A 13,969-nucleotide genomic window follows, 5' to 3' on the forward strand; every position below is an offset into this window, starting at 1 on the left:
TAGAAGTGCCTGTTAAAAATTCATTACATACAAATCGCTTAAATTCTTCACTATATCTATTTTGCCATTTTGATGAAGAAGTCTTTGAATATCTTTCCATATAGTTACACTTTTGTGTAAACCTATTTCAGGACAAGACAGGTAAGAGCTATTAGTTATAGGTGTGTATATAGAAACAGCTACGTTATTGTAGCTGTTTTTAATATCTTGTATTTTTAAGATAGGGTTGCGTAGCACACTAGTGAGACATTAGCGGCAGTGAGAGAATGTTTTTAAGTATTATTATCTTCTAACTCTTTTAAAACTTGATTGATCTCCATTGTCAGGATTGATGATTCTAACATCTACGTAGCCCAGCCTACCAAATTGATTCCTTTCATTATTAGTTTTTAATCGTAACGTTATCACCTCCTGACCTTGAAAATCGATGTTGTACACAAGATCACTAATATTGTATCTATAAATCTGCCCTGTTGGTACTTTAACTTCTACAATAGATTTATCGTGCTGAAAGAATTTTCCAACCATCCAAATGCATAATTTATCAGAACATCCTGGGCCTGCACGTTTAATTTCTGGTGGAGGTAATGTATATATGGTTTCCAGGGCTAATTTGTCGAAATTAGTATATCCATTCCAATTAACTCCACAATTATTTGATATCATAATGGAACCCGGATCTGATTGAGGTGTACCAGGAATTAATTGACCGAAACTTTGATTGGTGTGATTTAGACCGACGATATGTCCTAATTCATGTGCTAGTATCAATTTAAGTTCGTCATTGCTGGTATAATCTCGTTCAACCATATAATCTTCATTAATGTTAATAAACCCTCCGGGAACTCCTTCTCCATTCACTATTCTGGGAGCCGATGCCTGAGCGCAAAAACCTGGGAATATACTATTATCAGCGCTTATAACTACTGGTCCCAAACCAGATAGATAGAATTTTGTTCTATTATTTAACCTATTATGATACCAGATAACCTCCTCTAGTGCTCTTCTTAACGATAACGTATGAAAAGTCTCTTGAGCTAAATAGATACCTATAACTGTATTGTTTGGACTAATAGGGATGCCATTAAATCTTTGCTTCCCCGATGTTTCGTTTAATTCTTTTGCCCAATCATAAGGATAGACAACATCATCTTGAACCAGAAAATATTTTCCATTATCAATTATCTCATCGTTGCTAAATCCTATTTCTAACAATTTTTGAATGGTTTTTGATTTTTGCAATTCCTGATTTTCTATGGTTTCAATTTCATTTTTTTCGCATCCTGATAGGATTATCAACGATAGGAAGGCATACAAAAAAAGATTAAAGGTTTTCATGTTGAGAGTTTTAAGTTTTGATTAGACCCTAAATTATTAATATCCTAAGTAAAGTGAAAGAGACGAATCCCAAATGGTTGATCAATTTTATAAAATTAACCAAGCCCGCACTGGGCATAGTCTGTTGTGTTAGTGCCCCCGCTACCGCTAGTCTGTGGCTAGTGGTGGGTAAGAGTGAGCAATACAGCAATAAAAACGAAATTATACCCTAATACGAGGTTTACTCCACAACCTTTAAGTACTATAACACCCTATTGGTGTTGTGTTATTGGTTATAGTATGCTTGAAAACACGTATTAGTACTGTGCTGGATCAATTGTATCGTTACAGGTTATAAATTAACCTTTACATTATATTCTTTAAGAATATCCAGGTGGGATTCTAATTCAAACTCTGAGGCTTTAAAACGATCACGTCTTGCTTTTGCATCTTCTTTTCTAATAATACTACGTACAAAGCGGCGTATGGCAGTTTTGTTTTCTAAAATCAAACCAGGGATAATAACACTTTGACCTTCGTTGTTTTTGGCAACCATGGTGAAATAACTAGAGTTACAATGTTTTACTTTTCCGGTTTGTATGTTTTCGGCTTCTACGCGTACACCTACGACCATAGAGGTTTTGCCTACATGATTTACAGAGGCCTTTAGCGTAACCAGTTCGCCAACTTCTATAGGTTTTAAGAAATCAACTTTGTCTACACTTGCCGTTACACAATAGGTTTCAGAATGTTTAGAGGCACATGCAAACGCAATCTGATCCATTAGTGATAGGATATAGCCACCATGTATTTTTCCACTAAAATTAGAATGAGAGGGCAGCATCAATTCTGTAATCTTTACGCTGGATTGTTTACTGTTCTTAAATTTTTTCATTCTATTCTTAGTTTTTGTTATTTCATACAATCAATAAATCCCAGCCTACGTTGGGATGACACATTAGGTGTGACAATTCAGAGTTTATTTCTTGATTCCTGACTCCCAAAACCTACTACCTAACACCTATTCACTCTATCTCTTAAAATGCGGTGATTCTTCTTCTACAACATCAATAATAAAATATTTGGTGTCACCAAGCCATGATATTTTGGCAAAACGTTCTTTATATTTCAGTTTAACATAGCGACCCTGAAATTTTTCGAGTTTCTTTATGACTTCCTTTTCTTTATCTTCTACAGAAAAACTAAAGATCTGCGCCCCAGATATCCCTTGGCTAATCTCGCCTTCCCAAGTCTTGACAACAACACCTTTGTTACTAAATTTGATGAGTTCGCCACTACGGGTTCCTTCACTATATGAAGCATAATATACAAAAGCATACCAGCCAGCAAATAGCGCCAGGATAGTGATAATAATAATTGCGAGTACTTTTTGCATAGTTATAAAGCGTTATATACTTTGGTTATAAATTCATCGATTTGTCTTGGGGCTAACCATCGAGTCACCACCACTAGATTTTGTTGTTGATCTATAACGATAAAGTTACCACCAAATCCGGCTGCATAATATAGGTGTTCTGGTATTCCTTCCCAATGTCTGGCTCCTTTTTGATTTAACCACCACATAAACCCATAGTTGGGGTTGGCTTTAGATGGTTGTGTCGCCTGGGTAATCCATGCTTTAGATAAGAGTTGTTTGCCATTCCAGTTACCATTATTTAGAAACAAAAGACCAAATCTAGCATGATCCAGGGTGTTGATAAACAATCCACCACCAGAGTGGCCGCCGCCACTTACCGACTGCATTTGGATTCCATCAATATTTACCCATGAATTCTCATAGCCATACCATCGCCATGTGGTAGAGGCACCAATAAGGTCCATAATATTTTCTTTTAATACCTGCGGCAAAGGTTTTCTCCAGATGTTTAATAACGAATAGGCTAGTACGTTTACACGAACATCGTTGTATTCAAAAACGGTTCCTGGGGTGTTTAGTTTTCTGGATTTCCAATCGTCGATACCACCTTCTTTTGGTGGTCTGTCTGCCCAATCATATCCTCCCCATAATTGTCCTGACCAATCTGATGATTGTGTAAGTAGATGTCTCCAGCTAATCTGTTTGTTATGGTTTCCATCAAAGGTATGATCCCAAATATATTGATAAGCCTTATCATCTACCGATGCAATGAGTTTTTGATCTATCGCCAATCCTGCTATGGTAGATAAATAACTTTTGGTTACACTAAATGTCATATCTACACGAGTAACATCTCCCCATTGCGCGATAATATATCCATCTTTGATAATTACTCCCGCAGGTGTTCCTCTTTTTTTGGTAGGTCCAAGAATAGTGTGATACGGTTCTCTTTCAAAACCTTTTAGGATGGCTTGTCGTAAGTCTTTAGCACCAGTATACTCATGATCTTTTGCAAATTGGATGGCTTCTTCCAGTTTTGTTTGATTGATTTTAAAGACAGTGGGTGATTTTTCTTCCCAGTTTCCACGTTGTGGGAAATATACGTCTTGCGCATGAGCAATCGCAAAACTTAAAAGCAGGAAGAAAAAGATGCCGTTAATTCTCATTGGATGTATAATTTTTTACAACTCTTTTGACTAGAAGAGATAATCCCACTATAAATAGGATAGACCCGATAAATGACAATATTCCTGTTCCCATAGTAATATAGGAATAGACATCAGCACTCCATTTTCTATAATATACAAATAGCACCATAGAGGCCTGGTTAAGAATAATGGTAGTAAAGATGATGATATTACCTATTAGTATAAGCACTCCGTCGATTGTAGAACCTGCTTTTTTAAGATAGTAGAGGCTAATAATGATAAATGCGACGGTGGGCAAGGCATAAACAATACCTAAAAGTAGTTGAATAATGATTGATGGTGTATTAGCATCCATAAGATATACGTTTTATAAGTCTTCGTTTTCACCAGCACGTTTTAGGATAGGTTCTGGTAGTGATTTTTTGGCTTTGGCGCCCATTTTTTTAAGTTTTTCTACGCTGATGATCAGGTTACCGCGACCTTCTACCAGCTTATTCATAGCGGCAGAATAATCTTTTTTAGCATCGTCGATTTTTTTGCCTACCCCAGTAAGATCTTTTATCAACCCCTCGAACTTATCATATAGCGCGCCTGCTTGTCTGGCAATTTCTATAGCATTGCGTTGTTGCTTTTCATTATTCCACATCGTGTCAATCGTACGCAATGTAGCTAGTAGGGTAGAAGGAGTAACAATTACGATATTCTTTTCAAAAGCTTTGTTGTATAACTTACTATCCTGATTGATGGCTATGGCAAAAGCAGGTTCTATAGGTACAAAAAGCAATACAAAATCCGGAGATTCAATATCATACAAATCCTGGTAGTTCTTTTCAGAAAGTTGATCTACATGGCGTTTTAATGAAGCGATATGCTCCTTAAGATAGTTTGCTTTCAGGTCTTCATCATCTTCATTAACAAAACGTTCATAAGCGGTGAGTGTTACCTTAGAGTCGATCACCATTTTTTTGTTGTCGGGTAAATAAATGACTACATCGGGCAATACGCGTTCGCCCTCTGTGGTTGTAAAACTTTGTTGGATAAAGTATTCACGATCTTTTTCGAGACCTGATTTTTCTAGTACTCGTTCTAATACTAATTCACCCCAGTTACCTTGCATTTTGCTATCCCCTTTTAATGCTTTAGTAAGATTGGTGGCTTCTTTACTCATTTGCTCATTAAGGTCTTTAAGCCCTAAAATTTGCTGGCGCAGTGCTGCATGATAATCAATACTTTCTTTGTGAGTTTGATCTACTTTTTTCTCAAAAGTGATAATCTTTTCTTGTAGTGGTGTTAGGATATTTTTAATGTTCTCTTTGTTCTGCTCTGTAAATTTATTTGATTTTTCGTCGAGGATTTTGTTGGCCAGGTTTTCAAATTCTTTGGTAAATTTTTCCTGAAGTTTTTCTACTTCATCTTTTTGCTCCTGGTTTTTGAGCAGTAAGTTTTCATATTCGGTATTACGTCGGGTAAGTTCGGTATTCAGAAAATCTTTTTCTCTACGAATCTCTTCGCGTTCATGACTGATTTCTGAAAGTTGTTTTTCTGAATGTTGCTTCTGTTCTTCGATTTGGGATTGAAGCTGACTATATCTTTCGTTTAGGGCACTTTGTTCGCTTTTGTTTTTAAGTGCAGCAACATATTTACCAATAAAAAAACCTATGATAATAGAGATGACAATTGCTCCTATGGCAATGATGATCGGTGTGTATTCTGACATGTATTCGTTAATCTTTATTCAAAGATAAAGATTTAATGAACAATTATTTTAATTATATAGGAGCATCGGTAGGGCCACCTCCATATTTGCCCCATTGCAATTTGCCATGTAGGCTCTTTAACTTCTTTTCTTTAAGCCATTGATCGTAGAAAAACTCAAAAACCGTATCAATCAACTTTATTTCGAAAGTATCTTCAAAATCATCGATAATAATTCTTTTTTTGAAAAAGTCGGCAGGATACCCTTCGTTTGAATTTTGTTTGTATGGAGCTAATACAGTAAAATAGTTTAATCCTTTTATTTCACCAAATGCACTGTAATTTGATAATATTTCTTGTTTTAGAAGCTTTCCTTTTTTAGTGAGATTATAATGCAGATCAAATAACCCTAATAAGTTTTCTGAATTGATAATATCTCTTTTGAGGTCATATTCATTATTATAATCTTCAAAAAAGTGATTGAAAATATAAAAAATGCTAAAGCTATGTCTTGTATTCCTAAAATGCTTTAGTAGCTTTTTTTCAAATTCTTTTTGCACATATTCATCTAGCCTTTCACCAGATTTAAAATGAATACTATCTAATGCTAGATATAGTTGTTCTCCACCTTCGCCAACAGTAGTTAGAACATCTCTTGCTATTAGATCAAAGAAAATAAGCGTAGACAAATAAGGAAAGCTTATTTCTTTTGCATTTAAGACCATAGCTATTTCTGCCTGGCTATATTTATCTATTAGAAGTTTCATGCCATAGAAAAATTAGTAGCTTTAATTTCTAACTTTATATCGTCCTGATTTTTCATCAAACAAAATCAGGTCTTCAGGAAATAAGCCAGAAAAAGCCCTTGCCTGGACCAATTCTTTAGGTCTTCCAAACTCAAAACCGTCTTCATTTAACACAATCATTTTATCACAAAGCTGTATAGCAAAATCGATCTCATGTGTAGAAAAAAGTATGGTTTTTTTGGTTTCGAAAGCCAAACGTTTTAACAGCTTTAAAATATACGCCTTATGGTATATATCTAAATGTGTTGTGGGTTCGTCTAGCATGATAAAAGGAGTGTCTTGTGCAATAGCACGTGCAATAAGTACTTTTTGTAATTGCCCATCACTCAATTCAAAACATCTTTTGTTGATCAAATCTGTAATATGAGTCACCTCTATAGCCTTATGTACTTTTTCGATATCTTCTTCGGCCATTTTGCCTACCCAATTGGTATAGGGTTGCCTGCCTAAAGCGACCAACTCATATACGGTTAGGTTTTTTGAAGCCACTTGCTCAGTTAATACAATGCTTAATTGTGCGGCCAACTCTATAGATTTATATGAGGTAAGTTTTTTATCAGATAAATAGACACTGCCATGCAATGCTGGTTGTACTCTGGATAATGTTCTTAATAAAGTAGATTTACCAATCCCATTGGCGCCTACCAGACCTATTAATTCACCTTCGTGCAACTTTAAATTGATATCGGCTGCTACCACATGCAATTCTTTTTTTGTGCGGTAACCAATAGAAAGGTCTTCAGTCTTTAGTACGATATTTAGGTTTTCGTATTCGATAGGTATGTGCTTTTAATTTTGGGGCTTTGTAATATCAAATATAGAAAATAGAATTTAAGCAGGTGATGTAATAACGTTAAGAAAGCAAAATTTGATGTCAGACTATCCGTTTGAAGATCCCTGTATGACTTGTTGAGGTTTGTTACATCTCGATACAATTCTTCCTCAGGTCGAATCACTCGATGCGCCGGGGCATCTAGTGTAACAAATAGATGGTATTTATACTGCTTTGCTGTACTTTCTTTTGCGTAGCATTACAAATAAGAATCCGAAGGCCGCCAAAATTAGTAGTGGAACCGCAATATTAATAACTTGCCAATATGTTTTATTAGCAACCACTTTTTCTACATGTAAAAATGGAATTTTAATTTCTTTGCTTCGCACTTCTATAATCCCCGTATCATCTAACAAATAGTTCACGGCATTAAGTAAAAACTCTTTATTACCGTAATTAAGGTTCATGTATGGATCAAAACCTAATGGTATTGGTTGTCCTTTTCGAGTACTGTTTTTGATGACATCACCATCGGCAATAACGATCATTTTTGTATCAAGACTATTGTCTTTATTGGCTTTTAGCGCAGTTGGTTTTATTCTACTTTTATAAGCAGACTTAAAGTTTCCTTCTAATAAGACCGCCAGGGTTTGTGGCCCTTCAATATAACTTTCGATATCCGGTTTTTTTCTGATCACATCCAGTCTCATTTCTTTAGGAACTCCTTCGAGTTTTGATTTATCTGAACTGCTTAATAAAACCGTCTTTTTAATATCATTTTTTAAGGTATCGATCTGATTAGAGAATTCAAATTTTACGGACTCTATATTTTTTACAATTGGGTGATTGCTTGTACTTTTGGTTAGTGATCCATAAAACCATGGGTATGGTGTAAATTGGGTGTTATTACCCTCTCCTGAGGCCAGAACCAACGGGGCAGAGTAGAGGTCATTAACAATTACCGGGTTTACACGTACACCATATGAAAATAAGGCATCTCCAAGCCTTAAATCTTGCATCAATGCTACTGAAGCTCCTTCAGGATTCATAAGACTATCGATTTCCATAGAAGTCGATTCTAGTAGCCAAAGAGATTTACCGCCATTCATGATAAACTGATCGAGCACATATTTTTCTTTCTCAGAAAAAGCTACATTGGGTTTAGCATTGATAATCATATCAAATTTTTGTAACTCTTCTAATGTTTTTTGAGGATTACCGGCTACAGAATCCAAAGTAAAAGCACCAACAAAATAATAGTCTTGTAGTATTTTGATAAAATCTGCAATGTTAACATCTGGTAATTGTCCGTTCCCTTTTAATACTGCAATTTTTTGTTTTTTTGGATGCAATAGCTTGGTTAGGCCATCGGCAAATGTATATTCTAATTGTTGAACCGAATTATACACACGTTCTTCAGAAGTTGCTCCTATTGTATTTTTGATCAAAGGAATTTTTACACTTTGATTTTGATAACTCATAATGGCCCATGGAACCACCGTTTCGATTTCAGTTTTACCACTTTCTTGTACACTAACTTCCATGGGGGTAAGTCCAAATCGTTGTAATTCTGAAATGGTTTGTGCACGTAGTTCTTCTTGGGCCAGAGGATTGGTAAAAATGTATTTAATATTAGAATTTATAGCATTAAACTCCTCTAAGATTTGTTTGGTTTCTGCTTGTAAACGCCTAAATTCTGAAGGAAAATCACCCTCTAATAAAACATCTATAACCACAGGGGCGGCAGCTTCAAGAACAAGGTTTTCGGTTGCCTGAGATAGTGTAAAACGTTTATCTTGTGTAAGATCAAAACGGGTGTAACCCGTGCCAGCCAGTACGCTAACTATTGTAGTTAAAGCCAATAGAATTACTAGAGGTTTAATCTTTTGTTTTTTAGTGCTTTTATGTAAAACGATACTGGTTAAAACAACAAAAAATACAATAATGCTTAAAAAATAAATTATATCCCTGGTGTCTATAACCCCCTGACTCATACGCTCATAATGCCATTGCATACCAAGTTGCTCAAAAAAATAAGCAGTATCTCCTAAAGTTTCATAATTAGCAAGACTACTAAACCCGTAATAGAAGGTGAAGCAAATTAGTAATGCTATCAAAAAAGCCACGATCTGATTGTTGGTAATTGAAGAAGAAAATATCCCAATCGACGTATATGAGGCAACAAGTAATAAAAGCACGATATACGACCCAAGAGTACCTCCAATATCTAGATTACCAATTGGATTTCCTAATTGATAAATGGTTATTACATAAAGAATACTAGGTACTAAAGCAATACAAATAAGAGATAGACTACCTAGATATTTGCCCAATACCATTTGCCATCTTTTAATGGGTTTTGTAAGTAATAATTCTAAAGTTCCTTGTTTTTTTTCTTCGGCTATACTTCGCATGGTAACTGCGGGAACCAAAAGTAATAATATCCATGGAGCTACTTGAAAGAAGGGAGATAGATCAGCAAAGCCGCTATCAAGGATGTTAAATTGCCCTTTGAATACCCAAAGAAAAAGTCCGTTTAGGATTAAAAAAATAGCAATAACGAGATATCCTACGGCAGAGGAAAAAAAGGTATTTATTTCTTTTCGTATTAATGCGAACATATTTTTTTTGGTTTGAAGCTTGAAAAACTCGAATTGACGTATTTTTGATATTATACTCTATTTACACTCCAGGCTTCGGGTTTTTGATTAAACTTACTTTTTGTATTGGCCCAAACTCCTTTGAATAACGCAGAGTTTCTATAGTTATTGAGGTGTTCTTCAGATTCCCAATGGCTATAGGTAAAAAATTGATTGGGAGTATTGATGTCTCTTAATAATTTGACATGACTGCATCCTTCAAAATTTAGAATCTTGTCTTTGTTTTGTTCAAAAACCTCAATAAAGGCATCTACTTGATCGGGTTCAAAACCTAATTTTACTATTCTTTCAATCATTATTTACGTTTCATCTTTGTCATCCCGTTGTAGAACGGAATCCATTTTGTTTATGTTTTATCATTATATAGATTCCAGCCTGCGCTGGAATGACAACTATTTATTATTTACGAAGCATTAAGGGTGAACTTATCTTTTTTTCATTTTATCCTAAGGTTCTCGAAGGATATGATGACAAAAAATAAAGCAAATAACCTGTTCGAGTACCTATATTATTTTTTAATTATTATATATATCAATATCAAATATTCAATTACTAATTATTCGAAACTAATACTCACTGTATCTCTATAGTGCAAACCAAAAAGGCTAGAAGCACCGCCTACCGTTTTTGGGTTACTTTTATATATTGCCAGCTCTAAATACCCCGAAGAGTTAAAAATAGCCAGTTTTTTACCATCTTCTTCACGCCTGCCCTTCTCGATTTCAAAATTAATAGCATCACTATATCGTTCGTATACATTTTCGAAAACCGCTGTACGCGCTGTAATTTTAAATTTTCGACCTTTGCCTACCTCTTCAAAAAGTTTTCGGGTAATATTAGTAACTAGGTTTCCATAATTATCGATATAGATAATACTGCCTACAATTTGTTTGTTGCCTACATTTACGATAGGAGTAATACCCTTTATGGTTTTGATTTCTGAAATAGTTTTTCCAATAACATCTAGTGTGCCGCCACGAGCAATATGACAGGCTACCGTTACAAAAACGTCGAGCACAGGGAAATTGGATACAATAGCATCATGAATATTTATTTCGACAATCTTTTCGGGATTAAACTCTGAAGTAATTAAGCATATCAATCCATTATTTGCACAAATAAAATAATGCCCATCTAATTGTACTGCAATATGTTTGTTTTCGGGATTAAGTTCGCTATCAATACCAACAATATGAATACTACCTTTTGGGAAGCTTTTATATGCATTTTGTATAATATATGCCGCTTCTGTGATATGAAATGGCGAAATCTCGTGAGATATATCAACAACCTTGGCTTCGGGTAATTCGGTATAAATTGCTCCTTTAACCGCAGACACAAAGTGATCTTTGATTCCAAAATCAGTAGTTAACGTAATGATTGGCATGTACAAGAATTGTTAATATCTTTTAACTGTAAGCGCTTAAAAATATGTAAATTTGTTTTGAAGTTCTTATAAGTCTTTCTTTGAGTTGCAAAATGATGATAAAACCATTTTTTATTGGTTTATTGACCATAAAATCTCGTTATGATCCTATATATGATCAAATCAGTTTTAAATTATCATTTTGTTTTCCCGGCAAAAGACTTAAAACAACTTTAGCAAACTTAGTCAATCCTTGAAAAAAATCATACTAAAATTCGTATAGCTTTTGAACGAACTTATCATTGAATTAACAGAAATCAATCCGAGAGAATTTTTCGGACTTCAGAATAGTAATATTCAGTTATTAAAAAAATACTTTCCTAAGTTAAAAATTGTAGCCCGAGGCAGTAAAATGAAAGTCTATGGAGACGAGGATATGCTCGAAGAGTTTGATATGCGTCTTAATATGCTTTTGGAACACTTTGGAAAATACAATAAACTAGATGAAAATGTGATTGAGCGTGTGCTCACCAGTGACAGCAAAGCTGATTATGAGACATCTGTCAATAGCGGAGAAACGTTGGTGCATGGAGTAGGAGGCAAGTTGATAAAAGCACAAACAGCAAATCAACGTAAACTAGTTGAGTCTTCGAATAAAAATGATATGGTTTTTGCTATTGGTCCTGCCGGTACCGGAAAAACCTATACCGGAGTGGCTTTGGCCGTAAAAGCACTGAAAGAGAAACAAGTACGTCGTATTATTTTAACGCGCCCTGCTGTTGAGGCCGGAGAGAATCTAGGTTTTTTACCTGGTGATCTCAAAGAAAAACTGGACCCGTACATGCAACCTTTATATGATGCTTTGCGTGATATGATTCCAGCCGAAAAATTAGATAGCTTTATAGAAAAAGGAATCATCCAGATCGCGCCGATGGCGTTTATGAGAGGAAGAACACTAGATAATGCTTTTGTTATCCTGGACGAGGCGCAAAATACAACTCATGCCCAAATGAAAATGTTTCTAACTCGTATGGGTAAAAACGCAAAGTTTATTATTACTGGAGATCCCGGGCAGATTGATTTGCCTCGTAGAGTTACTTCGGGTCTTAAAGAAGCATTACTGGTACTTAAAAATATCCAGGGGATAGGTATGATCTATCTAGATGATAAAGATGTTATTAGACATAAACTGGTTAAAAAAGTAATTGCTGCTTATAAAGAAATAGAAAATAGAAACGGATAGATTTTTAATTGTTTTTTAAGAATATTAAAAGCGTAAAATCCATTATCCGATACCTGAAACCTATATAATGAATACAATAACAGATACAAACTATAACTTTCCTAATCAAAAATCAGTATACAAAGGAAAAGTAAGAGAAGTATATAATATTAATGATGAACTTTTGGTTATGATTGCTACTGATCGTTTATCTGCATTTGATGTAGTCATGCCCAGAGGGATCCCGTTCAAAGGGCAAATTTTAAATCAGATTGCTACCAAAATGATGAAAGCTACAGAAGACCTGGTGCCTAATTGGTTAATAGCAACACCTGATCCTAATGTAGCTGTAGGACATCTATGCGATCCGTTTAAGGTAGAAATGGTAATTAGAGGATATCTTTCTGGTCATGCAGCTCGAGAATATAAAGCCGGAAAAAGAATATTATGTGGAGTATCAATGCCCGAGGGAATGAAAGAAAATGATAAATTTCCTGAAGCGATCATTACACCATCGACTAAAGCTGATAATGGCGAACATGATGAAGATATCTCGCGAGAAGAAATATTATCTAAAGGAATTGTTTCTGAAGAAGATTACCTGATTCTTGAAGACTATACTCGCAAGCTTTTTCAGAGAGGAACAGAAATTGCTGTAAAACAAGGTTTGATTTTGGTAGATACCAAATATGAATTTGGAAAAACGAAAGAGGGTAAGATTGTTTTAATTGATGAAATACATACACCTGATTCTTCTCGTTATTTTTATGCTGAAGGCTATGAGGAGCGGCAGCAAAACAACGAAGCGCAAAAACAATTGTCAAAAGAATTTGTAAGGCAATGGTTGATTAGTAATGGTTTTCAGGGTAAGGAAGGACAACAAATCCCAGAAATGAATGACGATTATATACGTTCTGTTTCTGAACGTTATATAGAACTTTATGAAAACATTACAGGCGTATCGTTTGTTAAGGCCGATGTTTCTGAAGTAGAAAAACGTATAGAACGTAATATTCTGGATTATTTAGGTAAATAATCTTTAAAACGATATAAAAAAGAAGCGATTGTTGGAGGACAATCGCTTCTTTTTTTGCTTACTAAGCAACCTTGTACTCCAATAATTGTACGTTATCCTGCAAGCGTTCTTTGACAATGTTCATCATTCGTTTGTTAAGGGCTGATGAATTTTGCGTGTATTTAGTGTATTCTTCAACAGTAAATTGCCCAATGATCATTCCTTTAAGACTATTTCTGAATTTCATGTCTTTTTGGATTGCATTTTCAATAAAGGCGAGCCTTTTTTCTAAGGACAATTCGTAAAAGGTATTCTTTCTTTTTCTGATGTAGTTTTTAAATACTTCAAGTAATAAATCTCCTTGTAATTTTATTATTGGCCTAATAGTTTTGTTTTGAAATTGCTCGTCATTAGACATGTTTTCAGAAACTCTGGCATTCAATAATTGTGGGCGCATTGCCAATAAATTTGATTCCCTGTTTTCCATAATAATGAAGGTTTACTAAAAATACGTATTTGTTGTATTCAAATTTCAAGACATCAAATAGAGTTTTAAACTACTTATAAACAATACTGATGTTACGGAATCT

General features: G+C 34.8%; 14 protein-coding genes. 2 read left to right on the forward strand and 12 right to left on the reverse strand.

The features are described from left to right. Window positions 1-282: 282 nt before the first annotated feature. The 11 genes from JJQ60_RS19570 to JJQ60_RS19620 all read right to left on the reverse strand — a co-directional run bounded on the left by JJQ60_RS19570 (window position 283) and on the right by JJQ60_RS19620 (window position 11,163). The gene (locus JJQ60_RS19570; RefSeq protein WP_201924108.1) at window positions 283-1,338 is read right to left on the reverse strand and encodes a zinc metalloprotease; all 1,056 of its coding nucleotides are present in this window, start codon (window positions 1,336-1,338) and stop codon (window positions 283-285) included. A gap of 331 nt (window positions 1,339-1,669) precedes the next feature. Next, complete coding sequence (locus JJQ60_RS19575; RefSeq protein ID WP_201924109.1) at window positions 1,670-2,212, reverse strand: acyl-CoA thioesterase; 543 nt, start codon at window positions 2,210-2,212, stop codon at window positions 1,670-1,672. A gap of 135 nt (window positions 2,213-2,347) precedes the next feature. Further along, window positions 2,348-2,713, reverse strand: coding sequence for a 6-phosphogluconate dehydrogenase (locus JJQ60_RS19580; protein ID WP_201924110.1), 366 nt, complete (start codon window positions 2,711-2,713; stop codon window positions 2,348-2,350). Between the two features lie 2 nt (window positions 2,714-2,715). Continuing rightward, window positions 2,716-3,861 carry a serine hydrolase domain-containing protein gene (locus JJQ60_RS19585; protein ID WP_201924111.1) on the reverse strand — a complete coding sequence of 382 codons (1,146 nt, stop codon included), beginning with the start codon at window positions 3,859-3,861 and terminating at the stop codon, window positions 2,716-2,718. Beyond that, window positions 3,851-4,198 (reverse strand): hypothetical protein, encoded by a 348-nt coding sequence (locus JJQ60_RS19590; protein WP_201924112.1) that lies wholly within the window; start codon window positions 4,196-4,198, stop codon window positions 3,851-3,853. Before JJQ60_RS19590 ends, JJQ60_RS19585 begins: the two co-directional genes overlap by 11 nt. Window positions 4,199-4,210: 12 nt before the next feature. Further along, a complete protein-coding gene (rmuC, locus tag JJQ60_RS19595; protein WP_201924114.1) occupies window positions 4,211-5,560 on the reverse strand; it encodes a DNA recombination protein RmuC in 1,350 nt (449 codons plus the stop codon). Window positions 5,561-5,612: 52 nt separating this feature from the next. Continuing rightward, a complete protein-coding gene (locus JJQ60_RS19600; RefSeq protein ID WP_201924116.1) occupies window positions 5,613-6,305 on the reverse strand; it encodes a hypothetical protein in 693 nt (230 codons plus the stop codon). A 21-nt stretch (window positions 6,306-6,326) separates the two neighbouring features. Beyond that, a complete protein-coding gene (locus tag JJQ60_RS19605) occupies window positions 6,327-7,043 on the reverse strand; it encodes an ABC transporter ATP-binding protein (protein ID WP_317194034.1) in 717 nt (238 codons plus the stop codon). Window positions 7,044-7,340: 297 nt separating this feature from the next. After that, window positions 7,341-9,737 carry a gliding motility-associated ABC transporter substrate-binding protein GldG gene (gldG, locus tag JJQ60_RS19610; RefSeq protein WP_201924118.1) on the reverse strand — a complete coding sequence of 799 codons (2,397 nt, stop codon included), beginning with the start codon at window positions 9,735-9,737 and terminating at the stop codon, window positions 7,341-7,343. Window positions 9,738-9,787: 50 nt separating this feature from the next. Beyond that, entirely contained in the window at window positions 9,788-10,072 is a 285-nt protein-coding gene (locus JJQ60_RS19615) for a putative quinol monooxygenase (protein WP_201924120.1), read from the reverse strand. 260 nt (window positions 10,073-10,332) lie between these two features. After that, complete coding sequence (locus JJQ60_RS19620) at window positions 10,333-11,163, reverse strand: SAM hydrolase/SAM-dependent halogenase family protein (protein ID WP_201924122.1); 831 nt, start codon at window positions 11,161-11,163, stop codon at window positions 10,333-10,335. A 265-nt stretch (window positions 11,164-11,428) separates the two neighbouring features. Between JJQ60_RS19620 and JJQ60_RS19625 the strand changes: the two genes are divergently transcribed. Together JJQ60_RS19625 and JJQ60_RS19630 are read left to right on the forward strand one after the other, a co-directional pair. Continuing rightward, on the forward strand, window positions 11,429-12,385 hold the full coding sequence (locus JJQ60_RS19625; RefSeq protein ID WP_201924125.1) for a PhoH family protein: 957 nt from the start codon (window positions 11,429-11,431) through the stop codon (window positions 12,383-12,385). Window positions 12,386-12,452: 67 nt separating this feature from the next. Beyond that, entirely contained in the window at window positions 12,453-13,400 is a 948-nt protein-coding gene (locus JJQ60_RS19630) for a phosphoribosylaminoimidazolesuccinocarboxamide synthase (protein WP_201924127.1), read from the forward strand. Window positions 13,401-13,461: 61 nt separating this feature from the next. On the opposite strand, the gene JJQ60_RS19635 is transcribed toward JJQ60_RS19630, so the two are convergent. Continuing rightward, complete coding sequence (locus tag JJQ60_RS19635) at window positions 13,462-13,866, reverse strand: glyoxalase (RefSeq protein WP_201924128.1); 405 nt, start codon at window positions 13,864-13,866, stop codon at window positions 13,462-13,464. Between the last annotated feature and the right edge of the window lie 103 nt (window positions 13,867-13,969).

The sequence above is a fragment of the Aquimarina mytili genome (assembly GCF_016735115.1).
GTDB classification, from domain to species: Bacteria; Bacteroidota; Bacteroidia; order Flavobacteriales; family Flavobacteriaceae; genus Aquimarina; species Aquimarina mytili.